The 22,214-nt window shown below is 70.2% G+C and carries 23 protein-coding genes; all 23 read right to left on the bottom strand.

The features are described from left to right. Window positions 1-5: 5 nt before the first annotated feature. On the bottom strand, window positions 6-809 hold the full coding sequence (gene trpA / locus ABD648_RS02425; RefSeq protein ID WP_282217138.1) for a tryptophan synthase subunit alpha: 804 nt from the start codon (window positions 807-809) through the stop codon (window positions 6-8). Continuing rightward, on the bottom strand, window positions 806-2,074 hold the full coding sequence (trpB, locus tag ABD648_RS02420; protein WP_282217137.1) for a tryptophan synthase subunit beta: 1,269 nt from the start codon (window positions 2,072-2,074) through the stop codon (window positions 806-808). Before trpB ends, trpA begins: the two co-directional genes overlap by 4 nt. Beyond that, a complete protein-coding gene (trpC, locus tag ABD648_RS02415) occupies window positions 2,071-2,847 on the bottom strand; it encodes an indole-3-glycerol phosphate synthase TrpC (RefSeq protein ID WP_282217136.1) in 777 nt (258 codons plus the stop codon). Before trpC ends, trpB begins: the two co-directional genes overlap by 4 nt. Beyond that, a complete protein-coding gene (locus ABD648_RS02410) occupies window positions 2,847-3,077 on the bottom strand; it encodes an HGxxPAAW family protein (protein WP_282217135.1) in 231 nt (76 codons plus the stop codon). The genes trpC and ABD648_RS02410 overlap by 1 nt, the downstream gene beginning before the upstream one ends. Window positions 3,078-3,124: 47 nt before the next feature. Then, a complete protein-coding gene (locus tag ABD648_RS02405; RefSeq protein WP_282217134.1) occupies window positions 3,125-3,712 on the bottom strand; it encodes a Trp biosynthesis-associated membrane protein in 588 nt (195 codons plus the stop codon). Further along, window positions 3,709-4,068: a phosphoribosyl-AMP cyclohydrolase gene (hisI, locus tag ABD648_RS02400; protein ID WP_282217133.1), complete on the bottom strand. Its 360-nt coding sequence runs from the start codon at window positions 4,066-4,068 to the stop codon at window positions 3,709-3,711. The genes ABD648_RS02405 and hisI overlap by 4 nt, the downstream gene beginning before the upstream one ends. After that, window positions 4,065-4,826, bottom strand: coding sequence for an imidazole glycerol phosphate synthase subunit HisF (gene hisF / locus ABD648_RS02395; protein WP_282217132.1), 762 nt, complete (start codon window positions 4,824-4,826; stop codon window positions 4,065-4,067). Before hisF ends, hisI begins: the two co-directional genes overlap by 4 nt. Next, window positions 4,826-5,668 carry an ATP phosphoribosyltransferase gene (gene hisG / locus ABD648_RS02390; protein WP_282217131.1) on the bottom strand — a complete coding sequence of 281 codons (843 nt, stop codon included), beginning with the start codon at window positions 5,666-5,668 and terminating at the stop codon, window positions 4,826-4,828. The genes hisF and hisG overlap by 1 nt, the downstream gene beginning before the upstream one ends. 38 nt (window positions 5,669-5,706) lie before the next feature. Next, on the bottom strand, window positions 5,707-5,970 hold the full coding sequence (locus tag ABD648_RS02385) for a phosphoribosyl-ATP diphosphatase (RefSeq protein ID WP_282217130.1): 264 nt from the start codon (window positions 5,968-5,970) through the stop codon (window positions 5,707-5,709). Further along, the gene (rpe, locus tag ABD648_RS02380) at window positions 5,967-6,647 is read right to left on the bottom strand and encodes a ribulose-phosphate 3-epimerase (protein WP_282217129.1); all 681 of its coding nucleotides are present in this window, start codon (window positions 6,645-6,647) and stop codon (window positions 5,967-5,969) included. Before rpe ends, ABD648_RS02385 begins: the two co-directional genes overlap by 4 nt. Window positions 6,648-6,651: 4 nt before the next feature. Further along, complete coding sequence (locus tag ABD648_RS02375; protein WP_425561691.1) at window positions 6,652-8,151, bottom strand: RsmB/NOP family class I SAM-dependent RNA methyltransferase; 1,500 nt, start codon at window positions 8,149-8,151, stop codon at window positions 6,652-6,654. Beyond that, window positions 8,148-9,068: a methionyl-tRNA formyltransferase gene (fmt, locus tag ABD648_RS02370; protein WP_282217127.1), complete on the bottom strand. Its 921-nt coding sequence runs from the start codon at window positions 9,066-9,068 to the stop codon at window positions 8,148-8,150. The genes ABD648_RS02375 and fmt overlap by 4 nt, the downstream gene beginning before the upstream one ends. 18 nt (window positions 9,069-9,086) lie before the next feature. After that, window positions 9,087-11,045 (bottom strand): primosomal protein N' family DNA-binding protein, encoded by a 1,959-nt coding sequence (locus ABD648_RS02365; RefSeq protein WP_282217126.1) that lies wholly within the window; start codon window positions 11,043-11,045, stop codon window positions 9,087-9,089. Between the two features lie 16 nt (window positions 11,046-11,061). Continuing rightward, window positions 11,062-12,255 carry a methionine adenosyltransferase gene (gene metK, locus ABD648_RS02360; protein ID WP_282217125.1) on the bottom strand — a complete coding sequence of 398 codons (1,194 nt, stop codon included), beginning with the start codon at window positions 12,253-12,255 and terminating at the stop codon, window positions 11,062-11,064. A gap of 91 nt (window positions 12,256-12,346) precedes the next feature. Beyond that, window positions 12,347-12,604 (bottom strand): DNA-directed RNA polymerase subunit omega, encoded by a 258-nt coding sequence (gene rpoZ, locus ABD648_RS02355; RefSeq protein WP_116634940.1) that lies wholly within the window; start codon window positions 12,602-12,604, stop codon window positions 12,347-12,349. Window positions 12,605-12,669: 65 nt separating this feature from the next. Then, window positions 12,670-13,581, bottom strand: coding sequence for a guanylate kinase (gene gmk, locus ABD648_RS02350; protein ID WP_282217124.1), 912 nt, complete (start codon window positions 13,579-13,581; stop codon window positions 12,670-12,672). Then, window positions 13,574-14,419 carry an orotidine-5'-phosphate decarboxylase gene (gene pyrF, locus ABD648_RS02345; RefSeq protein WP_282217123.1) on the bottom strand — a complete coding sequence of 282 codons (846 nt, stop codon included), beginning with the start codon at window positions 14,417-14,419 and terminating at the stop codon, window positions 13,574-13,576. Before pyrF ends, gmk begins: the two co-directional genes overlap by 8 nt. After that, on the bottom strand, window positions 14,416-17,703 hold the full coding sequence (gene carB, locus ABD648_RS02340) for a carbamoyl-phosphate synthase large subunit (protein ID WP_282217122.1): 3,288 nt from the start codon (window positions 17,701-17,703) through the stop codon (window positions 14,416-14,418). The genes pyrF and carB overlap by 4 nt, the downstream gene beginning before the upstream one ends. Continuing rightward, window positions 17,703-18,848 carry a glutamine-hydrolyzing carbamoyl-phosphate synthase small subunit gene (carA, locus tag ABD648_RS02335; RefSeq protein WP_282217121.1) on the bottom strand — a complete coding sequence of 382 codons (1,146 nt, stop codon included), beginning with the start codon at window positions 18,846-18,848 and terminating at the stop codon, window positions 17,703-17,705. Before carA ends, carB begins: the two co-directional genes overlap by 1 nt. Continuing rightward, window positions 18,845-19,354 carry a PH-like domain-containing protein gene (locus ABD648_RS02330; RefSeq protein ID WP_282217120.1) on the bottom strand — a complete coding sequence of 170 codons (510 nt, stop codon included), beginning with the start codon at window positions 19,352-19,354 and terminating at the stop codon, window positions 18,845-18,847. The genes carA and ABD648_RS02330 overlap by 4 nt, the downstream gene beginning before the upstream one ends. Then, window positions 19,351-20,655, bottom strand: coding sequence for a dihydroorotase (locus ABD648_RS02325; RefSeq protein WP_282217119.1), 1,305 nt, complete (start codon window positions 20,653-20,655; stop codon window positions 19,351-19,353). Before ABD648_RS02325 ends, ABD648_RS02330 begins: the two co-directional genes overlap by 4 nt. Continuing rightward, window positions 20,652-21,617: an aspartate carbamoyltransferase catalytic subunit gene (locus ABD648_RS02320; protein WP_282217118.1), complete on the bottom strand. Its 966-nt coding sequence runs from the start codon at window positions 21,615-21,617 to the stop codon at window positions 20,652-20,654. Before ABD648_RS02320 ends, ABD648_RS02325 begins: the two co-directional genes overlap by 4 nt. Next, the gene (pyrR, locus tag ABD648_RS02315) at window positions 21,614-22,144 is read right to left on the bottom strand and encodes a bifunctional pyr operon transcriptional regulator/uracil phosphoribosyltransferase PyrR (RefSeq protein WP_282217117.1); all 531 of its coding nucleotides are present in this window, start codon (window positions 22,142-22,144) and stop codon (window positions 21,614-21,616) included. The genes ABD648_RS02320 and pyrR overlap by 4 nt, the downstream gene beginning before the upstream one ends. Between the last annotated feature and the right edge of the window lie 70 nt (window positions 22,145-22,214).

Below are 22,214 nucleotides of genomic sequence, written 5' to 3'. Positions count from 1 at the left end.
CGATTCTAGTTCTCGTGATCGGGGCGTGCCGACGACGTGCCGGATGCCAGGTTTCGGGTGACCTCGGCGAGAGCCGGGATGCCGCCGTCGCGCAGCGCGCGGACGAGCGCGGTGCCGACGATCGCGCCGTCGGCGTACTCCGAGACGCCGGCGATCTGCTCGGCGGTGGAGATGCCGATGCCGACGCAGGCGCGGGCGACTCCGTGATCGCGCAGGCGCGCGACGAGCGTGCGAGCGGCCCGGTCGAGCTCGGTGCGCTCTCCGGTGATGCCCATGGTCGAGACGGTGTACACGAAGCCGGTGGACGACTTCACGACGAGATCGAGGCGCTCGTCCGTGGAGGTGGGTGCAGCCAGGAAGACGCGGTCGAGTCCGGTGCGCTGGCTCGCGGCGATCCACTCCCCTGCGACGTCCGGCGTGATGTCGGGCGTGATGAGCCCGGCGCCGCCGGCCGCGAGCAGGTCGTCCGCGTAACGGTCGATGCCGTACTGCAGTACCGGGTTCCAGTAGGTCATCACGAGCACCGGCGCGTCGGTGGCGGCCGTGATGGCGCGCACGGCCGTGAACAGATCGGCCGTCGTGAACCCGGCGGCCAGCGCCTGGGTCGTCGCCTCCTGGATGACCGCGCCGTCCATCACCGGATCGCTGTACGGCGGGCCGAGCTCGATGATGTCGACACCGTTCTCCGCGAGCGCGATGGCTGCCTGGATGCTGGTCTCGAGGTCGGGGAAGCCGACGGGGAGGTAGCCGATGAAGGCGCTGCGTCCGTCGGCGTGTGCGGCGGCGATCGCCTGTTCCACGCGGCTCACAGTTCCGGTTCCCCCTTCGAGGCCGCCTTCTCGGCGGCGCTCTCCTCTGCGACGTCGTGCGCCAGGGCCGCTTCGTCGTACAGCTCGAAGTAGCGCGCCGCCGTGTCCATGTCCTTGTCGCCGCGCCCGGACAGGCAGATGGCGATGATCGCATCCGGCCCGAGCTCGCGGCCGACACGCAGCGCACCGGCGAGGGCGTGCGCCGACTCGATCGCCGGGATGATGCCCTCGGTGCGGCTGAGCAGGCGCAGCGCCTGCATCGCCTCGTCGTCGGTGGCCGGGATGTACTCCGCACGGCCGATGTCGGCCAACCAGGAGTGCTCGGGACCGACGCCGGGGTAGTCGAGGCCCGCGGAGATCGAGTGCGACTCGATCGTCTGGCCGTCGCCGTTCTGCAGCACGTAGGTCTTCGCTCCGTGGAGCACGCCGGGGCGTCCGCGTTCGATGGAGGCGGCGTGGCGGTCGGTGTCGACACCGTCTCCGGCGGCCTCCACACCGTAGAGCTTCACGCTCTCGTCGTCCAGGAACGCGTCGAACATGCCGATCGCGTTCGACCCGCCGCCGACGCAGGCGAAGACCGCGTCGGGGAGCCGACCGACCTCGTCGAGGAGCTGCGCCCTGGCCTCCTCGCCGATGATCTTCTGGAAGTCGCGGACCATCGCCGGGAACGGGTGCGGGCCTGCGGCGGTGCCGAAGATGTAGTTGGTCGTCTCGACGGATGCCACCCAGTCGCGGTACGCGTCGTTGATCGCGTCCTTGAGGGTGCGGGAGCCGGAGGTGACCGCGACGACCTCGGCGCCGAGCAGGCGCATCCGCGCCACGTTGAGGGCCTGGCGCTCGGTGTCGACCTCGCCCATGTAGATCGTGCAGTCGAGCCCGAACAGTGCGGCAGCGGTCGCCGTGGCGACGCCGTGCTGACCGGCACCGGTCTCGGCGATCACGCGGGTCTTGCCGAGCCGCTTGGTGAGCAGGGCCTGACCGAGGACGTTGTTGATCTTGTGGGACCCGGTGTGGTTCAGGTCCTCGCGCTTCAGGAAGATCCGCGCACCACCGGCGTGCTCAGCGAACCGCGGCACCTCGGTGATCGCCGAGGGGCGACCGGCGTACGAGCTCAGGAGCTGGGCGAGCTCGGCGCGGAACTCCGGATCGGCCACCGCAGCCTCGTAGGCCACCGTGAGTTCGTCGATCGCGGCGATCAGCGACTCGGGCATGTACCGCCCGCCGAACTCTCCGAAGTAGGGTCCGTGCTGGTCGCGCAGACTCATGATGCCTCCAGGAAGCTCTTGAGGGTGGCGACGGGGTCGCCCGTGACGAGCGCCTCGCCGATGAGGACGACATCCGCGCCGGCGGAGCGGTAATGCACCACGTCGGCGGGAGTCAGGACGGCGGATTCGGCGATCTTCACCGCGGTGTCCGGGATGCGATCGACCAGGCGGCCGAACAGATCGCGGTCGAGTTCGAGGGTCTTCAGATCGCGCGCGTTCACGCCGATCAGCGGTGAGCCGAGATCGATCGCCGCCTCGAGCTCATCGGCCGAGTGCGTCTCGACGAGCGGTGTCATGCCGAGCTCGGTGATGAATCCGAACAGATCCTGCAGCACGGCGGGCTCGAGTCCGGCGACGATCAGGAGCACGAGGTCGGCTCCCGCCGCCCTGGCCTCGAGAACCTGGTAGCGGTTCGCGATGAAGTCCTTGCGGAGCACCGGCAGGGACACGCGGGATGTGACGGCTTCGAGGTCGGCGAGGCTGCCGCCGAAACGGCGCTCCTCGGTGAGCACGCTGATCGCGGAGGCTCCCCCGGTCTCATAGAGCGATGCCTGGAGGGCGGGGTCGGGGATGTCGGCGAGGGCGCCGCGCGACGGGCTGGCCCTCTTGACCTCGGCGATGATCTTCACCTGATCGGCGGGAGCCAGGAACGACAGGGCATCCTTCGCCGCGGGTCGGGCGAGCGCCTCCCGTTCGACGACGTCGAGGGGACGCGTGAGCGAGCGACGCTCGGCGTCTGCGACAGCGCCGGCCGTCAGGTCGGCGAGGACCACTAGTGCGCCTTCGGCGAGTACTTGGGGCCCTTCACGCCGTAACCGGCCTTGGCCAGCGCCCAGCCCACGATCGCACCGATCGGGATGAGAGCCGAGGAGATCCAGACGAGGGTCGGCTGCTCGAAACAGAACGCGACGGTGCCGGCGGTGAAGCCGACGAGCATGATCACGACGGCGGTCCAGGCCGCAGGCGAGTGTCCGTGGCCGGGGTCGGCGATCGGGTTGGTCATGTTCTCCTCCGGGGGACGACGTGCGGGGCGTGTTCAGTCTATCGGGGTCACCGCGTCGGGTCGGTTCCGCGGGACAGCTCGTCCCAGGAATCGACCGCGTCAACGGGACCGTCGTGCGGGGCCGCGTCGGCGGCATCCGTGCGGTAGCGGCGGCCACCGGCCTTCCATCCACGCCACGTCACGAGGACGACGACGGATGCCGCGAGAAGGAGGACCCAGCCGACCAGCGCGATGATCGGCCAGGCGGTCGGCGCGACCGCCTGCACGACGTCGCCCAGGGCGCCGCCGCCGGCCAGACCGGTGGCATCGGTCACGGAGGGGCCCACCGCGTCGACGGGGGCGGCGAGCAGCTGCAGCGTGGACCAGATGAGGAAGACGGATGCCGCCCCGGCCAGCACGGCGAAGATGACCCGCAGCACACGGGCCGCGATGGAGAGTGCGGCGCCGAGGGCCAGCACCGCCAGACTCAGCGGTGCGAGCAGGACGAGGGCCGATGCGCCGGGTACCAGGATCGCCTCCCCCGCATCCGCGCGCTCGACCGTCAGCCACGTCTGCGTCGACGAGATGATGCCGATCGCGCCGGCGAGGAGGAAGCCGGAGACCGAGATCGAACGACCCCGCTGGGCGAAGGTCACGACTCCCCCGCTCCCACGGTCGCCTCGAGATCGGTGGTGTCGAAGCAGGTGCGGGTGCCGGTGTGGCACGCGGGGCCGGTCTGCGCGACCTCGAGGAGGATCGCGTCGCCGTCGCAGTCGAGGCGGGCCTCGCGCACGACCTGGATGTTGCCCGAGGTGTCGCCCTTGCGCCAGTACTCCTGCCGGGAGCGCGACCAGTACGTCGCGCGTCCCGACGTGAGGGTGCGGCGCAGCGCCTCGGCATCGACCCAGGCGAGCATCAGCACTTCGTGGGTGTCCCACTGCTGCACGATCACCGGCGCCAGGCCGTCGGCGTTGAAGACGACCTGGGCGATGCGCTCCTCGATCGAACTCATCGGACCAGCACTCCTTCCGCGCGCAGCGCGTCCTTGACGTCGCCGACCGTCAGCGCGCCGGTGTGGAACACGCTCGCGGCGAGCACGGCATCCGCTCCGGCCTTGATGGCGGGCGCGAAGTCCGCGGCCTTGCCGGCGCCGCCGGAGGCGATCACCGGCACGTCCGCCACCTCGCGCATGAGGCGCACGAGCTCGAGGTCGAAGCCGTCCTTGGTGCCGTCGGCGTCGATCGAATTGACGAGGAGCTCTCCGGCGCCGCGCTCCGTGGCCTCGCGGGCCCACGCGAGCGCATCGAGCGTCGTCTGCGTGCGGCCGCCGTGCGTGGTCACGACGAATCCCGACGGGGTCGTGTCGGCGCGCTTCACGTCGAGCGAGAGGACCAGCACCTGGGCGCCGAAGCGGTCGGCGATCTCGCCGATGAGCTCCGGACGCGCGATGGCCGCCGAGTTCACGCCGACCTTGTCCGCACCGACCGCGAGCAGTCGTGCCACGTCGTCGACGCTGCGCACTCCCCCGCCGACGGTGAGCGGGACGAAGACCTGCTCGGCCGTGCGCTGCACCACGTCATAGGTCGTCGCACGGGCATCGACCGTGGCGGTGACGTCGAGGAAGGTGATCTCGTCTGCACCCTGCGCGGCGTAGTGCCGGGCGAGCTCGACCGGGTCGCCCATGTCGCGCAGGTTCTCGAAGTTGACGCCCTTGACGACGCGGCCGTCGGCGACGTCCAGACACGGGATGACGCGGCTGGCGAGAGCCATCAGAGCCTCGCGTTGTGGATGGCGGTGACGAGGATGGCGCGCGCACCGAGCGCGTACAGCTCGTCCATCACGTGGTTGACGCGCGTCCGCGCGACCATGACCCGCACGGCCACCCACTCGGGGTCGCGCAGCGGCGAGACGGTCGGGGACTCGACACCGCCGGCGATCTTGACCGCGTCGTCGAGCAGCGCGACGGGCAGGTCGTAGTCGATCATGACGAAGCGACGCGCGACCATGACGCCCCGCAGGCGCCGGAGGAGCGTCTCGGAGCCGTCGGCATCGACCGGACCGGCGATGAGGACCGCCTCGGACTCCAGGATCACGGGGCCGAACACGTCGAGCCCCGCCTGCCGGAGCGTCGTGCCGGTCTCGACCACGTCGGCGACCGCATCCGCGACACCGAGGCGCACGGCGGACTCCACCGCACCGTCCAGGGGGACGAGGTCGACGGCGATGCCCCGCTCATCGAGGAAGGCGTCGACGAGCCCGGGGTACGAGGTCGCGATGCGCAGACCGTCGAGTTCCGAGACATCGCTGTAGCGGCCGGAGGGCGCGGCGAAGCGGAACGTGGAACCGGCGAACCCGAGTGCCTCGATCTCCCGCGCGCCCGGCATCCGCGCGTCCAGCAGGAGGTCGCGTCCGGTGATGCCCACATCGATGGCTCCGGAGCCGACGTACGTGGCGATGTCCTTCGGGCGGAGGAAGAAGAACTCGACGTCGTTCTCGGCGTCGATGACGTGCAGGGTCTTCGGGTCGCGTCTACCGGCGTAGCCGGCCTCCGCGAGCATGTCGGCGGCGGTCTCGGAGAGCGAGCCCTTGTTCGGAACAGCGATGCGCAGCATGGATGGCCTTCAGTTCGAGAGGAGAGGAACGGAGCGCATCACAGATGTCGGTAGACGTCCTGCAGGCTGAGCCCCTTCGCGATCATCATGACCTGCAGGTGGTAGAGCAGCTGGGAGATCTCCTCGGCGGCGTCCTCGTCGGACTCGTACTCCGCCGCCATCCAGACCTCGGCGGCCTCTTCGACGATCTTCTTGCCGATCGTGTGCACGCCGGCATCCAGCTCGGCGACGGTGCCGGATCCCTCTGGGCGGGTCTCGGCCTTGACGCTGAGCTCGGCGAACAGCTCGTCGAAAGTCTTCACCCCTCCAGGCTACCGGCTCGCGCGCGGTCCCTGAGCCGAGTGACGGCCGCCTCGATGTCGTCGGCCCCGAAGACCGCCGAGCCCGCGACGAAGGTGTTCGCACCGGCGGCGGCGGCGATCTCGATCGTGCTGTCCGAGATGCCCCCGTCGACCTGCAGCCACACCTGCGATCCGCGCCGGTGCGCCTCGTCGGCGAGTGCCCGCAGCTTCGGCATCGTCTCGGGCATGAAACCCTGCCCGCCGAATCCCGGCTCCACGGTCATGACGAGGATCTGATCGAACTCCTCGAGGACCGAGTAGAGGGGCTCCGCGGGGGTGTCCGGCTTGATGGCGATGCCGGCCCGTGCGCCGATGTCCCGCAGCCGGCGGGCGAGAGCGATCGGATCCGCGGCCGCCTCGAGGTGGAACGTCACGCTGGCCGCGCCGAGTTCCGCATAGCCCGGAGCCCAGCGGTCCGGGTCGGTGATCATGAGGTGCACGTCGAGCGGGATGGGGCTGGTCGCCTGGATGCGCTCCACCATCTGCGGTCCGAACGTGAGGTTCGGGACGAAGTGGTTGTCCATCACGTCGACGTGCGCGAAGTCAGCCGTCGCGATCTTGGCGAGATCGGCCTGCATGTTCACGAAATCGGCGGCCAGGATGCTGGGGTTGATGCGAGGTGCGCTGGGGAGTTCCACGGTCCTAGTCTTCCTTCGCTGCGGTGTTCGGGGCGTCCGTGCGCTGGAGCAGCGCGAGGAACATGGCGTCGGTGCCATGACGATGCGGCCAGAGCTGTGCGCTGCCGGAACCCGCGCGTCCGTCCTCGGCGAGGTCGATCGGCGAGCGGGCGAGATCGGCGATCACGGACCGCGCATCGAGCTCGGTGATGTCGGCACGGTCGCGCAGCACCTCCTGCACGACGCCGACCGTCTCGGCGAGGTGCGGCGAGCACGTGACGTACGCCACGATGCCGCCGGGTGCGAGAGCCTCCAGTGCAGCGGTCAGCAGATCGACCTGCAGCGGCACGAGTTCCGCGACGTCGGCCGGCGACTTGCGCCACCGCGCTTCGGGGCGGCGACGCAGCGCACCGAGGCCGGTGCAGGGAGCATCGACGAGGATCCGGTCGAAGGCCCCGGCCCTGGACGCGGCGAGCTCGCGGCCATCTTGTTCGTGGACCACGACTTCGCCCGGCACGGCCCGGAGTGCGTTGCGCACCAGACGGGCGCGCGTGGGGACGATCTCGTTCGCTTCGAGGATCGCTCCGTGCTCGCGGGCGATCGCGGCGAGGAGGGCCGTCTTGCCGCCGGGGCCCGCGCACAGGTCGAGCCACCGCTCCCCCGCCCGGATCGGCGCGGCCTCAGCCAGAGCCAGCGCGACGAGCTGAGAACCTTCGTCCTGGACGCGCACGGTGCCGCCCGAGGCTTCGACGGAGCGTCGCGGGTCGCCGCCGGGCGACGCGAAAGCGGTGGCGGCATAGGGTCGACGAGGGTCGACGGGCTCGGCAAGTCCGGGCAGCGCCACGAGAGTCACTTCCGGCGAGACGTTGTCGGCCTCGAGCAGCGCCTCGAGCTCGTCGACACGCCCCTCGGCCGAGAGCGCACGTCGCAGCGCCCGGATGATCCAGACCGGATGCGCCGATCGCAACGCGAGGCGCTCGTCGTCGGAGCGCGCGTCCTGCTCGATCCGCTCCTGCCACTGCTCGGGCGTCTCCCGCGCGATCCGCCGGAGCACGGCGTTCGTGAAGCTCGAAGCTCCGCGTCCGACGGTCGTCGCCACCAGGTTCACCGACTCGTTGACGGCGGCGTGGGAGGCGACGCGGGTCGCCAGCAGCTGGTGCACGGCGAGGCGGAGGGCATCCAGGACGGCGGGATCGATGCTGTCGGTCGCACGATCGGCTGCCGCCGCGATGATCGCGTCATAGAGCCCGCGGCGCCGCAGGGTGCCGTAGGTCAGCTCGGTGGCGAGGGCGGCGTCCTGCGGCGTGAGCCCAGCCTCGGCGATGGCCGTGGGAAGGATGAGATTGGCGTACGCGTCGGAATCCGAGACGGCGCGCAGCACGTCATAGGCGACCTGTCGAGCCGGCTGCACGGCGCGGCTCGGGCCACGACCGCCGGATCGCTCACCGCGATTCGTCGGGCGGGCCTCGCCACCCGATCGCCCCTGGGGACGACGTGCCGACCTTCCCTGCTCTGACGGGCTCATGATCCGGCACGCAGCCCTTCCGTGTCGCGCTGTCCGCGCCACCAGTCGACGGCGCTCATCGCGCCCTTGCCCGCCGGCTGCACGCGCGTGACAGCGAGAGGGGCGGATGCCGTGCCGATCAGCAAGGCGGATCTCGTGCTGCTGATCCGGCCGGGCTCCAGAGGCTCTGCGTCACCGGCGGGTGCCGCCTCGAGGATCTTCAGCCGCTGGCCGTCGATCGTCGTGTGCGCTCCGGGCTCGGGGGTCACACCGCGGAAGCGCGCGAACAGCGCATCGACGGACTGCGACCAGTCGAGCAGGCCGTCGTCGAGCGTCAGCTTCGGGGCGAGGGTCGGTTCTCCCTGCTGCGGCACGGCACGGGCGGTGCCATCGGCGATCGCGGCCACGACCTCTACGGTCAGCTCGGCGCCGTCGTGCGCGAGGGTCTCCAGCGCCTGATCGGCGGTGGCGGTCGGCGCGACGTCGATCGTGCGCATGGCGAACACATCGCCGGCGTCGAGCTCCGGGACGAGCTGGAAGACGCTCGCGCCGAGCTCGCGATCACCGGCGATCAGCGCGCGCTGCACCGGAGCGGCTCCCCGCCATGCGGGCAGCAGCGAGAAGTGGAGGTTGATCCATCCGGCATCCGGAGCGGAGAGCAGCGGCTCGCGCACCAGGCCGCCGTACGCGACGATCACACCGAGCTCGGGCGCGAGCGCCGTGATCTGCGCCGTGGCATCGGCGTCGAGACGCGCCGCGCGGATCACGGGGAGACCGAGCTCATCGGCCGCCTGGGCGACCGGCGATGGCGTCAGCACCCGCTTGCGGCCGAGCGGTGCATCGGGGCGCGTGACGACCGCGACGATGTCGTGCAGCGTCGCGAGACGTCGCAGGGTGGGCACGGCAGCAGCGGGTGTGCCGGCGAAGACGAGGCGCATGAAGGTTCTCCGGATGGGTCAGAGCTCTGGATCGAGGATATCGAGACGGACCGAGAGAGTGTTCTTCGCGTTGCGCGCCCGGCCTCGACGTCCGGCGACCGCCTCGGCCACGACCGCCGCCCGCAGGACCGTCGCGACGCGGCTGCCGGCGCCGTAGTCGAATCGGACGAGTGCGCGCACGCGCGGCGGCACGTCCTCGGAGTCGACGGGCACGGGCCCGAGGACGGCATCGGCGGGAAGCGCGAGTTCTCCCAGAGCCACCAGGGCGCGTGAGACGGCCGCGGCCGACCCCTCGACCAGGGCGACACGCGCCGTCGGGGGCATGTGCAGCGGTGCACGGCTCTCGAGCTCGGAACGCGCGTAGCCCGCCTGATTCCAGGTCGCGAGAGCCATGCCGACCGCACCGCTCACGCCGACCAGATGGATCGGGGCTCCGGGAGCGGCGAGGGCAGCCGCGTTCGACCACCAGCGCAGGCAGGCCTCGCCGATGCGCAGATCCGGCGCCTGCAGCATCCGCGGCCCGTCGAGGAGGACGACGGCACGGTACCCGCCGGCGGCGAGCGGTTCGGCCCCGCGCGTCGCCACCACGAGTGCGGGCTTCGCATCGACGCGCTCGACGGGGTGCGCGCTGTCGGCGACGATCACTCGGATCCCCGGGAACGCCCGCCCGAGCTCGTCGGCGGTGCGTTCGCTGCCGGAGGACGCGAGCCGGAGCTTCGTCGACGAGCACGCCGGGCAGGCCCAGGCGCGCGCGCTGCGGCCGCACCAGCCGCACACGGGGACGGCGCCGCGGTGGCGCGCGCCGAGCGGACCTCCGCAGTGCGGGCAGCGGGCGGGCGCGCGGCACTCAGCGCAGACCAGCGAGGGTGAGAAGCCGGGCCGTGAAACCTGCACCAGCACAGGGCCCTCCGCCGCCGCGGTGCGTGCAGCGAGGAACGCCGAGGACGGCATCCGCTGGGCGGCCGGCTGCTCCATCTCCTGCGGCGTGCTGAGCACGACCTTCGGAAGCACACGGCGCGCCGCGCGCACATCCTGCAGCCAGCCGTGCGCGACGAGGCGCTCCACGTCGGTCGTGCGGGTGTGTCCGGCGAACAGCAGAGCCGACTGCTCGAGCTCCTGCCGGAGGAGCGCCGCGTCCCGCGCGTTCACGTACGGTGCGAGCTGCTCGCCGAGCAGCGGGTCGCCGTCGTCCCAGACGGCGACGAGACCCGCCTCGACCGGGGCGTATACGGCCGACCGGTTCCCCACGACGATGCAGGGCGACTCCTCGAGCGTGCGGAGGAAGCCGCGGTAGCGGTCCGGGTTGGTCTGACGGGAGTCGTATCGGACGACGGATTCGCCGGGGACGAGCGACTCGAGGGCCGTGAGCAGCCGATCGAGGTCGCGGTGGTCGGGCACGATCAGGATCGAGGAGCGGCCCGCCGCCAGCATCCGCGTCGCCGATGCTGCCAGGAGCTGAGCCCAGGCCTCTCCCCCGTCGCGCAGCTGCGGGACGGCTTCGACGGCGGCACGTCCGCCGTCGTCCAGCACGGCGACGAGGCCCTCGTAGACATCGAGGATCTCCTGGCTCCGCTCCGCGGCAGCCTCTTCCACCACCGGTGCCGGGCTTTCACCGGTCCAGGCCTTCTCGACCCGCACCTGCCGCTTCGGGATCACCAGTCGCAGTACATCGGAGGCGGAACCTGCCGCGCGATCGGCGACGCGCCGCGCGTGCCGGTGCAGCCGCTCCGGCAGCACCGGCACCGTGGACACGACGCTGTCGACCTCGGAGAGGGGGCGGTCGGCGTCATCCTCGGTGTCGATGTCGACGATGTAGCCGTCGATCACACGACCTGCGGTGCGCAGCGGCACGCGCACGCGCACCCCGAGCGGCACCTCGCCGAACTCCGCAGGGAGGGCGTAGTCGAACAGGCGGTCGAGCTGCGGCAGCGGCGAGTCGAGGAGCACGCGCGCGATGCGCCGGCTCTCGGGCGTCATGAGGACCGAGGCCCCATCAGAGACCGGCAGCGCGGCGCAGCTCTTCGACGCGGTCGGTCCGCTCCCACGTGAAGTCGGGAAGCTCGCGGCCGAAGTGGCCGTACGCGGCGGTCTGCGCGTAGATGGGCCGCAGCAGGTCGAGCTGCTCGATGATGGCCTGTGGGCGCAGGTCGAAGACCTGCTCGATCGCACGGATGATCGCCTCATCGGTCACCTTGCCGGTGCCGAACGTCTCGACGTAGAGCCCCACCGGACGCGCGACGCCGATCGCGTACGCGACCTGCACCTCGAGCCGATCGGCGAGCCCGGCGGCGACGGCGTTCTTCGCGACCCAGCGCGTGGCGTACGCTCCGGAGCGGTCGACCTTCGACGGGTCCTTGCCGCTGAAGGCGCCACCGCCATGACGGGCTGCTCCCCCGTACGTGTCGATGATGATCTTGCGGCCGGTGAGGCCGGCATCGCCCTTGGGTCCACCTGTGACGAAGGGACCTGCCGGGTTGATGTAGTGCGTGACATCGCTCAGATCGAGGCCCGTGGTCGCGAGGATCGGGTCGATGACGTGCTCGCGCACCTGCGCCTTCAGCTCGTCCTGCGAGATGTCGGGGTGGTGCTGCGTGGAGAGCACGACCGCGTCGACGGTCTTGGGCGTGAATCCGTCGTAGCCGAGGGTGACCTGCGTCTTGCCGTCGGGGCGGAGGAACGGCAGCAGACCGCTGCGACGCACCTCGGTGAGGCGCTCGGCGATGCGGTGCGCCGTCCAGGCGGCCATCGGCATGAGCTGCGGCGTCTCGTTGGTCGCGAAGCCGAACATGATGCCCTGATCGCCGGCGCCGAGCGCGTCGAGCGGATCGACGGACGAGCCGTCGCGGTGTTCCTGCGCATTGTCGACGCCGTGCGCGATGTCGGTGGACTGCTCGCCGACCGAGATGCTGACACCGCAGGAATCGCCGTCGAAGCCGGTCTCGCTCGACGTGTAGCCGATGCGGTTCACGACCTGGCGGACGATCGTCGGGATGTCGACGTATGCCTCGGTGCGGATCTCCCCCGCCACATGCACGAGGCCGGTGGTGACGAGCGTCTCCACCGCGACGCGCGAGCCCGGGTCCTTCGCGAGCAGACCGTCGAGGATGCTGTCCGAGATCTGGTCGCAGATCTTGTCCGGGTGCCCTTCGGTGACGGACTCGGACGTGAACAGACGCAGCGCGCTCATCGGTGCTCCAGAACGGGGACGGACGGTGGGAGGGGTGTTGCACCCATTCTGGACCGCGGCGCCGACAGAGCGGCGCGCGCGGCCTCGAATATCACTCCGCGTGACGCAGGCGCAGCTTGTCCTCGTTGATCTCGTGCAGTGCGATGGTGAGCGGCTTGTCCTCGACCGAGGAGTCGACGAGCGGGCCGACGTTGTCGAAGAGGTTGCCCTCGTGCAGGTCGGAGTAGTAGTCGTTGATCTGACGGGCGCGCTTGGCGGCGTAGATCACGAGCTCGTACTTGGAGTCGACGCGGTCGAGCAGGTTGTCGATGGGGGGATCGATGATGCCCTTGGTGTGGTGTCCGGCCATGATGGGACCTCCAGATCAGGCGACGGGAGCGTCGCGAAGACGGTGCAATAGGCGCGACAGAGAACTCAGCGCGCAGAGCCTGAGGACAATTCTACGACCTCGTGGGCGGCAGCGGCGACGTCCTCGTTCACGATGAGGTGATCGAACTCGTTCTGGGCGGCCAGTTCGACCTTCGCGGTGCGCAGTCGTCTGGCCCGTTCCTCGGCCTCCTCGGTGCCCCGGCCGACCAGTCGGTGGACCAGTTCGTCCCAGCTCGGCGGGAGCAGGAAGATGAGCGTCGCCGCGGGTTCGGCGCGCCGCACCTGACGTGCGCCCTGCAGGTCGATCTCGAGCAGAACGGTCTTGCCCGCAGCCAGCGCGGCGTCGATCGGCGCCCGTGGAGTGCCGTAGCGGGAGCGATTGTGCACCACGGCGTATTCGAGCAGTTCGTCGTCGGCGATCAGGCGATCGAACTCGGCGTCGTCCACGAAGAAGTAGTGCACGCCCTCGATCTCGCCGGGACGCGGAGGGCGCGTCGTCGCCGACACCGAGAGGTGGATCTCCGGGTTGTGCTCGCGGATGTGGGCCGCGACGGTGCCCTTGCCGACGGCGGTCGGCCCCGCGAGCACGAGCAGTCGGCTGCGTGCACCGCGCGGCTCCAGCACAGGGAACCGGGAGTCGAGCCAGGTCTCGAGGACGACGCGCTGACGAGCGCCGAGCCCGCCGAGACGCTTGACCGGCGAGATGTGCAGCTCCCCCAGCACGCGATCGCGCTTGCCCGCGCCGATCGCGGGGAGGGCGAGGAGGAAGTCGGTGATCCGCATGGACCCTTCGACCGAGTCCGCATCCGCGGTGGCGCGGTGCAGCACGGTCTGCGGCGACACGACGCGCATCGTGAGATCGCGCTTCAGCGACGCCCTGGCCCGTCGACGTTCCACGGCCCTGCGGGCGGCCGCCGCGCGGTCCACCTCGGGGACGGTCCGACGCACCTCAGACACTGACGACCTCCCGGTATTCGGCTGCGCGGGCGTCGATCGCTGCGGCGAGTCCGTCCGGACCCGCGGAGAGGATGCTGCGGCTCTCGCTCGCGATCACGGCATCCGACATCCGTCTGAATCGTGGACGCAGGTCGGCCGGCGTCGCTCCCTGCGTGCCGAAGCCCGGGGCGAGGATCGGAGCCGTGGGCGCGAACGGTGCGATGCCGGCCTGCGCCCAGTCCACCGTCGCGCCGATGACGAAGCCGAAGCTGCCCCAGGCGCCATCGGCCGACGCGGCGGCGTTGCGCGCCGAGACATCCGCGATGATCTCGGCCGAGACGGTCACTCCGGTGGATCCGATCGAGCGCTGCACGCCCTCGGCCTCGGGGTTGCTGGTGGCGGCGAGCACGAACAGGCCCTTGCCGTACTTCTCGGCCAGTGAGAACGCGCCGTCGAGGGCGCCGACGCCGAGGAAGGGGTTCACCGTGAGGGCGTCGGCCTCCAGCGGCGATCCGGGCGTGAGCCACGCTGTCGCGTAGTCGTCCATGGTCGAGCCGATGTCACCGCGTTTGGCGTCCGCGATCACGAGCAGCCCGGCCGCGCGTGCGGCCGCGAGCACATCCTCCAGGGCTGCGAACCCCTTCGAACCGAACCGCTCGAAGAACGACACCTGCGGCTTGACGACGCCGACGCGGCCCGCGGCCGCCTCGACCGTGCGCAGCCCGAAGGTGCGCACGCCGCTCGCATCGTCGCTCAGACCCCAGGCGGCGAGAAGCGCCGCGTGCGGATCGATGCCGACACAGAGCCGGCCATGCGCTCCGAGTGCAGCGCGGGCCCGCTCGCCGAAGGTCTGCGTCATAGTGCAGCCGCCCGATCGATCGCGTACTCCTGCAGACTCCGCACCTGGAAGCCCTCGTGCGCGGCATCCATACCGCTCACGGCGGCACCGAGCACGGCCATCGTCGTGAAGAGCGCCTTGTCGGCCGCGACGGCCGCCGCGCGGATCTCGTAGCCGTCGGCACGTGCCGCGCCGCCGGACGGGGTGTTCACGACGATGTCGATCGCTCCCTCGTTGATCAGGTCGACGATGTTCTTCGCGCCGGACTCCTGCGTCTCGCTGTACTTCTCCACCACGGTCACCGCGATGCCGTTGCGGGAGAGGATCTCCGCGGTGCCCTCGGTCGCGACGATCGTGAACCCGAGCTGCTGCAGGCGGTGCGCCGGCAGGATCACCGCGCGCTTGTCGGAGTCGGCGACCGAGATGAACACGGTGCCCGAGGTGGGCATGCCGCCGTACGCCGCCGCCTGGCTCTTCGCGAAGGCGGTCGGGAAGTCGCGGTCGATGCCCATGACCTCACCCGTGGAGCGCATCTCCGGGCCGAGCACGGAGTCGACGGTCTTGCCGTCGGCGGTGCGGAAGCGCTTGAACGGCAGCACGGCCTCCTTGACGGCCACCGGGGCGCCCAGGGGCACGCGCGAGCCGTCCTGCTGCGGCAGCATGCCCTCGGCACGCAGCTCCGCGATCGTCGACCCGGTCATGACGCGGCTCGCCGCTTTTGCCATCGGGATGCCGAGCGCCTTGGACACGAATGGCACCGTGCGACTGGCGCGAGGGTTCGCCTCGATGACGTAGAGCACGCCGGCGCTGATCGCGAACTGCACGTTCAGCAGGCCGCGCACGCCGACGCCCTCGGCGATGGCCAGGGTCGCCTCGCGCACGCGATCGACATCGGTGCGTCCGAGCGAGACGGGCGGGAGCGTGCAGCTGGAGTCGCCGGAGTGGATGCCGGCCTCCTCCAGGTGCTCCATGACGCCGCCGATGTAGAGGTCGGTCCCGTCGTACAGCGCGTCGACGTCGAGCTCGATCGCATCGTCCAGGAAGCGGTCGACGAGCAGGGGCTTGCCCTCCTCGATGATGACCTCTCCGGCCGTGCGCACGAAGTAGTCGCGCAGCGACGCCGTGTCGTACACGATCTCCATACCGCGACCGCCGAGCACGAAGCTCGGGCGTACCAGCACCGGGTAGCCGATCTCCTCGGCGATGCGTACGGCGCCGTCAGCGTCGATCGCGGTGCCGTTGCGCGGGGCGAGGAGTCCGGCGTCGTCGAGCAGACGCGAGAACAGCTCGCGCTCCTCGGCGAGGTCGATGGCGGCGGGGCTGGTGCCGAGCACCGTGTAGCCGGCCGCCTCGATGCCCTTGGCGAGTCCCAGCGGGGTCTGTCCGCCGAGCTGGCAGACGACGCCGAGGATCGTGCCGCTCGCGGCTTCCGCATCCAGGACCTCGAGCACGTCCTCGAGCGTGAGCGGCTCGAAGTACAGCCGGTCGGACGTGTCGTAGTCGGTCGAGACCGTCTCCGGGTTGCAGTTGACCATCACTGTCTCGAATCCGGCATCCGACAACGCGAACGAGGCGTGCACGCACGAGTAGTCGAACTCGACGCCCTGCCCGATGCGGTTCGGGCCCGAGCCGATGATGACGACCTTGGTGCGCTCGGAGGGAGCGACCTCGGTCTCGAAGTCGTAGCTGGAGTAGTGGTACGGCGTCAGCGCCGGGAACTCCCCCGCGCACGTGTCGACCGTCTTGTAGACCGGGCGGATGCTCAGACCGTGACGGATGCCGCGCACCTCGGGCTCGTTCGTGCCACGGAGCTCACCGAGCTGCGCGTCGGAGAAGCCGTGCTCCTTCGCATAGCGGAGCGTGGCCGCATCGAGCTCGGGAGCCGTGCGCACGATCTCGGCGACCTCGTTGATCAGCACGATCTGGTCGAGGAACCAGGGGTCGATCGCCGTCGCGTCGAACGCCTGCTCGACCGTCGCACCCTTGCGGAGCGCCTGCTGCAGCGTGACGATGCGGCCGTCGGTCGGGATCTTCGCGATCTCCAGGAGCTCCTCGAGCGAGCGCTCCTCCGTGCCCCAGTGGAAGCTCGAGCCGCGCTTCTCGAGCGAGCGGAGCGCCTTCTGCAGAGCCGTCGCGTAGTTGCGGCCGATGGCCATCGCCTCGCCGACCGACTTCATGGTGGTGGTGAGCGTGGCGTCGGCGGCGGGGAACTTCTCGAACGCGAACCGCGGGACCTTGACCACGACGTAGTCGAGCGTCGGCTCGAAGCTCGCCGGGGTCACGCCCGTGATGTCGTTCGGGATCTCGTCCAGGCGGTAGCCGAGCGCGAGCTTGGCCGCGAGCTTCGCGATCGGGAAGCCCGTCGCCTTGGAGGCGAGGGCGCTCGACCGGGAGACACGCGGGTTCATCTCGATGACGATGATGCGCCCGTTCTCGGGGTTCACCGCGAACTGGATGTTGCAGCCGCCGGTGTCGACTCCCACCGCGCGGATGATGTCGATGCCGATGTCGCGGAGCTTCTGGTACTCGCGGTCCGTCAGCGTCAGCGCCGGTGCGACCGTGATCGAGTCGCCGGTGTGTACGCCGACCGGGTCGACGTTCTCGATCGAGCAGACGACGACCGTGTTGTCGGCGGTGTCGCGCATGAGCTCGAGCTCGTACTCCTTCCAGCCGAGGATCGACTCCTCCAGGAGGACCTCGGTGGTCGGCGAGTCGCGCAGACCCGCGCCCGCGATACGGCGGAGGTCGTTCTCGTCGTAGGCGAACCCGGAGCCGAGTCCACCCATCGTGAAGCTGGGGCGGACGACGAGCGGATATCCGAGCTCGTCGGCTGCGGCGAGCACCTCGTCCATCGTGTGGGCGATGCGCGAGTCGGCGACGTCGGCGCCGGCGTCGAGGACCAGCTGCTTGAAGATCTGACGATCCTCGCCCTTGTTGATCGCCTCGAAGCTCGCGCCGATGAGTTCGACGTCGTACTTCTCGAGGATCCCGTGGTTGTGCAGCTCGATCGCGGCGTTGAGCGCGGTCTGTCCGCCGAGGGTCGGCAGGATCGCGTCCGGACGCTCCTTGGCGATGATCGTCTCGATGACCTGCCAGGTGATCGGCTCGATGTAGGTCGCGTCGGCGAAGTCGGGGTCGGTCATGATCGTCGCCGGGTTGGAGTTGACCAGGATGACCCGGACGCCCTCCTCGCGCAGCACGCGGCACGCCTGGGTGCCGGAGTAGTCGAACTCGCAGGCCTGACCGATGACGATCGGACCGGATCCGATGACGAGGACGGAGTTGATGTCGTCGCGCTTGGGCATTACTTGCTGTCCTTCTGAGTCGCGATGACCAGGTCACGGAACCGGTCGAAGAGGTAGTTGGCGTCGTGCGGGCCTGCGGCGGCCTCGGGGTGGTACTGCACCGAGAAGGCGGGGATGTCGAGCGCTCGCAGGCCCTCGACGACGTTGTCGTTCAGCCCGACGTGGCTGACCTCGACCTTGCCGTAGCCGTTCGGGCTGTCGAACGTCCCCTCCAGCGGGGCGTCCACCGCGAAGCCGTGGTTGTGCGCCGTGATCTCGACGCGGCCGGTGGTCTTGTCGAGGACCGGCTGGTTGATGCCGCGGTGGCCGAACGGCAGCTTGTAGGTGCCGAGTCCGAGAGCGCGGCCGAGCAGCTGGTTGCCGAAGCAGATCCCGAAGAACGGGAGACCGTCGTCGAGGACCGCGCGCAGCAGCTCGACGTGGTCATCGGATGCCGCGGGGTCGCCGGGGCCGTTCGAGTAGAACACCGCGATCGGATCGATCGCGCGGATCTCGTCGATCGTCACGTTCTGCGGCAGCACGTGCACCTCGAAGCCGCGGGCGGCCAGGTTGTCGATCGTGGCCTGCTTCACCCCGAGGTCGAGGACCGCGAGGTTGCCGACCCGCTGTCCCATCGCGGTCGTCACGGTCGCGACGTCCACCGACACCTCGGCGGACAGGTTCCGACCCGCCATCTCGGGCGCCTCGCGGACGATGCGCACCTGCTCCTCCGCGTCGAGCGCGGCATCCGCACCGGAGAAGATCCCGCCGCGCATCGAGCCCGCGGAACGGATGTGCCGCGTGATCGAGCGGGTGTCGATGCCGCTGATGCCGACGATGCCGTCGTTCACCAGCACCTCGTCGAGCGAGGCGTTCGCGCGCCAGTTCGAGACGACGCGCGAGGGATCGCGGACGATGTAGCCGGCGACCCAGATGCGACGGGACTCGGCGTCCTCGTCGTTCATGCCGGTGTTGCCGATGTGCGGTGCGGTCTGCAGGACGATCTGTCCGGCGTACGACGGGTCGGTGATCGTCTCCTGATAGCCGGACATGCCGGTCGCGAAGACGACCTCGCCGAGGGTGCGGCCGCGCGCACCGTACGCGCGACCGGTGTGGCGGGTGCCGTCTTCCAGGACGAGGACGGCGGTTTCGGGCAGGGAGGTCATCGTGTGGCTCCTGTGTCGGGGGCAACGGGTACGAGCCGCTGCAGTTCAGAGATGAGGTTCTTCGGGTCGCCGGAGGCGAGGCGCAGGTACGAGTCCACGACGGTGTCGTCCGCGGCGTTCCAGGCGATGCGGACGAGCCCGCCTGGCTCGACGACGCGGTCGATCGTCACGGTCGCCCTGTCGACCTGCACCAGGCGCGACGAGGCGAGGAACACGGTCGGCGCGCCGTCGAGGCAGAGCGCGACGCCCCGGTCCGTGACCGCGAGCTCACCGCGGGCGCGATACGTCAGCGGCGAGATCGCCAGTCGTTCCAGCGGCTGGTCGTGGCGGGTCGTCGAGACGTAGAGCACCTCTTCGCGGTGGACGACCTCGGCGTGCTCCGGGACTCCGAGTGGTGCGGTGAGACCGGAGTCCCGGCGCAGTCGTCGTCGCCACGCGAAGAGCATCGCGAGCAGGATGAGCACGGCCACGGCGATCATGACCGTGATGGCCAGTTCCCGCGTCACGCGTTCAGCTCCTCGACCACGGCTCCGCCGTCGACCGTGAGCGTGCCGCCGTGCACCGTGAACTCGACCCGACCGGGAAGTGCCCTGCCGAGGTACGGCGAGTTGACGCTGCGCCCGTGCAGATCGGCTTCGGTGAACACGCCGTCGACGGAGGCGTCGTAGAGCGTGATCTGCGCGCGGGCGCCGACCTCGAGGGGCGTGCCGTGCCCGGCGAGCCGTCCGATGCGCGCGGGGGCGACGCTCATGACCCTGGCCACGTCCGCCCAGCCGATGAGCCCGGTCTGCACCATCGACTGGTGCACGACGCGCAGTGCGCTCTCGAGCCCGACCATGCCGTTCGCGGCAGCCTGCCACTCGCAGGCCTTGTGCTCGCTCGGGTGCGGGGCGTGATCCGTCGCGACGATGTCGATCGTGCCGTCCGCGAGTCCTTCACGCACAGCCAGGACGTCCTCCTCGCGCCGAAGCGGCGGGTTGACCTTGTACCGGGCGTCGTAACCGCGCACGAGCTCGTCCGTCAGCAACAGGTGATGCGGGGTCACTTCGGCGGTGACCGCGATGCCGCGCTTCTTGGCCCAGCGGATGATGTCGACCGATCCGGCCGTCGAGAGGTGGCACACGTGCAGCCGGGAACCCACATGCTCGGCGAGCAGCACGTCGCGGGCGATGATCGACTCCTCGGCGACCGCGGGCCAGCCGGCGAGACCGAGCTCGGCCGAAACCGTCCCCTCGTTCATCTGCGCACCCTCGGTGAGGCGCGGATCCTGCGCATGCTGGGCGATGACGCCGTCGAACGACTTCACGTACTCGAGCGCGCGACGCATGATCAGCGGGTCGAACACGCAGAAGCCGTCGTCGCTGAAGACGCGCACCTGTGCTCGGGAGGTCGCCATCGCGCCCAGCTCGGCGAGACGCTCGCCCTTCTGGCCGACCGTGACGGCGCCGATCGGCTGCACAGTGGCATACCCGGCGGCCTCGCCGAGGGCGAGCTCCTGTTCGACCACTCCGGCGGTGTCCGCGACCGGTGACGTGTTGGGCATGGCGAAGACGGCCGTGAAGCCGCCGGCCGCGGCCGCTCTCGTGCCGGTGAGGATCGTCTCGGATGCTTCGTAGCCGGGTTCGCGCAGATGCGTGTGCAGGTCGACGAGACCCGGCAGCGCGACGAGTCCGTCGGCGTCGATCACGCGCGCACCCGCGCGGCTCAGGCCGGCGCCGATCTCGGTGATGACACCGTCCTCGACGATGATGTCGGCGCTCTCCGCGCCGAGCAGCTGTGCACCGGTGATGACGAGGGTCTCGCTCACAGGTCTCCCCCTCGTTCGTCGTCTCGTTCTCCTGCCAGCAGCAGGTACAGCACCGCCATGCGGACGGATACTCCGTTGGTGACCTGCTCCAGCACCGTCGAGCGGGCGGAATCGGCTGCTTCGGAGGAGATCTCCAGTCCACGGTTCATGGGTCCGGGGTGCATGACAATGCTACCGTCCGGAAGCCCGGCCACACGCCGTGCGTCGAGTCCCCAGCGGCGCGAATACTCCCGCTCAGTAGGGAAATACGCGGCGCTCATCCGTTCGAGCTGGATCCGCAGCATCATGACGGCATCCGGCCCCTCGGCAAGGGCCTCGTCGAGGTCGTAGACCACGCGCACCGGCCAGAGCGAGACGTTCTGCGGAACCAGTGTCGGCGGCGCCACCAGCGTGACAGCGGCGCCGAGCGTCGTGAGCAGCCAGACGTTGGAGCGTGCGACCCGCGAGTGCAGCACATCGCCCACGATGACGATCCGGAGCCCGGCGAGGTCGCGCCCGCGGCTGTCGGCGCCGAAGCGGCGCTTGCGGATCGTGAACGCGTCGAGCAGCGCCTGCGTCGGGTGCTCGTGCGTGCCGTCGCCGGCGTTCACCACGCCGGCCGAGATCCAGCCGCTCGTCGCCAGCGTCTGCGGCGCGCCGGATCCGGGGTGGCGCACCACGACGGCGTCGGCGCCGATCGCCTCGAGGGTCTGGGCGGTGTCCTTCAGGCTCTCGCCCTTCGAGACGCTCGAGCCCTTGGCGGCGAAGTTGATGACGTCGGCGGAGAGGCGCTTCGCGGCGGCCTCGAAGGAGATGCGGGTGCGGGTCGAATCCTCGAAGAAGAGGTTCACCACGGTCTTGCCGCGGAGCGTCGGGAGCTTCTTCACCTCGCGCGACTGAGTGTCGGACATGTCCTCCGCGATGTCGAGGATCCGGAGAGCGTCGGCCTTCGCGAGGGTGCGGGTGTCGAGGAGGTGTCTCATTCGCCGATCGTCACCTCCTCGGCCCCGTCGTTCTCGAAGAGGCGCACGTTGACCCGCTCGGTGCGGGCGGAAGGGATGTTCTTGCCGATGAAGTCCGGTCGGATGGGCAGCTCGCGGTGACCGCGGTCCACGAGGATGGCCAGGCGCACGACGGCGGGTCGGCCGATCGACTGGATCGCGTCGAGCGCGGCGCGGATGCTGCGACCGGAGAAGAGGACGTCATCGACGAGGACGACCGTCCTGCCGTCGATCCCGCCGTCCGGGATCTCGGTCGGATGCGGTGACCGCGTCGGATGCTTGGCCAGGTCGTCGCGGAAGAGCGTGACATCCAGCGCGCCCACGGCGACGGAGGTCTGCGCGATCTCGCCGATCAGCCGGGCCAGGCGGTGGGCGAGAGTGACGCCGCGGGTCGGAATGCCCAGCAGGACGAGGTTCTCAGCCCCTCGATTCGACTCGAGGATCTCATGCGCGATACGGGTCAGAGCCCGCGATACGTCGGCTTCGTGCAGCACAGTGCGTGCGCTCATCGGCCGCTCCCTTCTCCGCCTCACAGGACGGTGTTAAAGGTTGCTTGTCGGCTCAGTCTACCGGAGGGGC

The sequence above is a fragment of the Microbacterium luteolum genome (assembly GCF_039533965.1).
GTDB lineage: Bacteria > Actinomycetota > Actinomycetes > Actinomycetales > Microbacteriaceae > Microbacterium > Microbacterium luteolum.
This window is presented reverse-complemented; position numbering and strand designations above follow the sequence as displayed.

What these genes read in the sequence shown, in the direction of transcription:
- trpB (WP_282217137.1), bottom strand. Translation starts at nt 2,074, where the DNA reads ATGAGTCTGCGCGACCAGCACGGACCCTACTTCGGAGAGTTCGGCGGG.
- ABD648_RS02410 (WP_282217135.1), bottom strand. Translation starts at nt 3,077, where the DNA reads ATGACCAACCCGATCGCCGACCCCGGCCACGGACACTCGCCTGCGGCC.
- hisI (WP_282217133.1), bottom strand. Translation starts at nt 4,068, where the DNA reads ATGAGTTCGATCGAGGAGCGCATCGCCCAGGTCGTCTTCAACGCCGAC.
- hisF (WP_282217132.1), bottom strand. Translation starts at nt 4,826, where the DNA reads ATGGCTCTCGCCAGCCGCGTCATCCCGTGTCTGGACGTCGCCGACGGC.
- hisG (WP_282217131.1), bottom strand. Translation starts at nt 5,668, where the DNA reads ATGCTGCGCATCGCTGTTCCGAACAAGGGCTCGCTCTCCGAGACCGCC.
- ABD648_RS02375 (WP_425561691.1), bottom strand. Translation starts at nt 8,151, where the DNA reads ATGAGCCCGTCAGAGCAGGGAAGGTCGGCACGTCGTCCCCAGGGGCGA.
- fmt (WP_282217127.1), bottom strand. Translation starts at nt 9,068, where the DNA reads ATGCGCCTCGTCTTCGCCGGCACACCCGCTGCTGCCGTGCCCACCCTG.
- ABD648_RS02365 (WP_282217126.1), bottom strand. Translation starts at nt 11,045, where the DNA reads ATGACGCCCGAGAGCCGGCGCATCGCGCGCGTGCTCCTCGACTCGCCG.
- metK (WP_282217125.1), bottom strand. Translation starts at nt 12,255, where the DNA reads ATGAGCGCGCTGCGTCTGTTCACGTCCGAGTCCGTCACCGAAGGGCAC.
- rpoZ (WP_116634940.1), bottom strand. Translation starts at nt 12,604, where the DNA reads ATGGCCGGACACCACACCAAGGGCATCATCGATCCCCCCATCGACAAC.
- pyrF (WP_282217123.1), bottom strand. Translation starts at nt 14,419, where the DNA reads ATGACGCAGACCTTCGGCGAGCGGGCCCGCGCTGCACTCGGAGCGCAT.
- carB (WP_282217122.1), bottom strand. Translation starts at nt 17,703, where the DNA reads ATGCCCAAGCGCGACGACATCAACTCCGTCCTCGTCATCGGATCCGGT.
- carA (WP_282217121.1), bottom strand. Translation starts at nt 18,848, where the DNA reads ATGACCTCCCTGCCCGAAACCGCCGTCCTCGTCCTGGAAGACGGCACC.
- ABD648_RS02320 (WP_282217118.1), bottom strand. Translation starts at nt 21,617, where the DNA reads ATGAGACACCTCCTCGACACCCGCACCCTCGCGAAGGCCGACGCTCTC.
- pyrR (WP_282217117.1), bottom strand. Translation starts at nt 22,144, where the DNA reads ATGAGCGCACGCACTGTGCTGCACGAAGCCGACGTATCGCGGGCTCTG.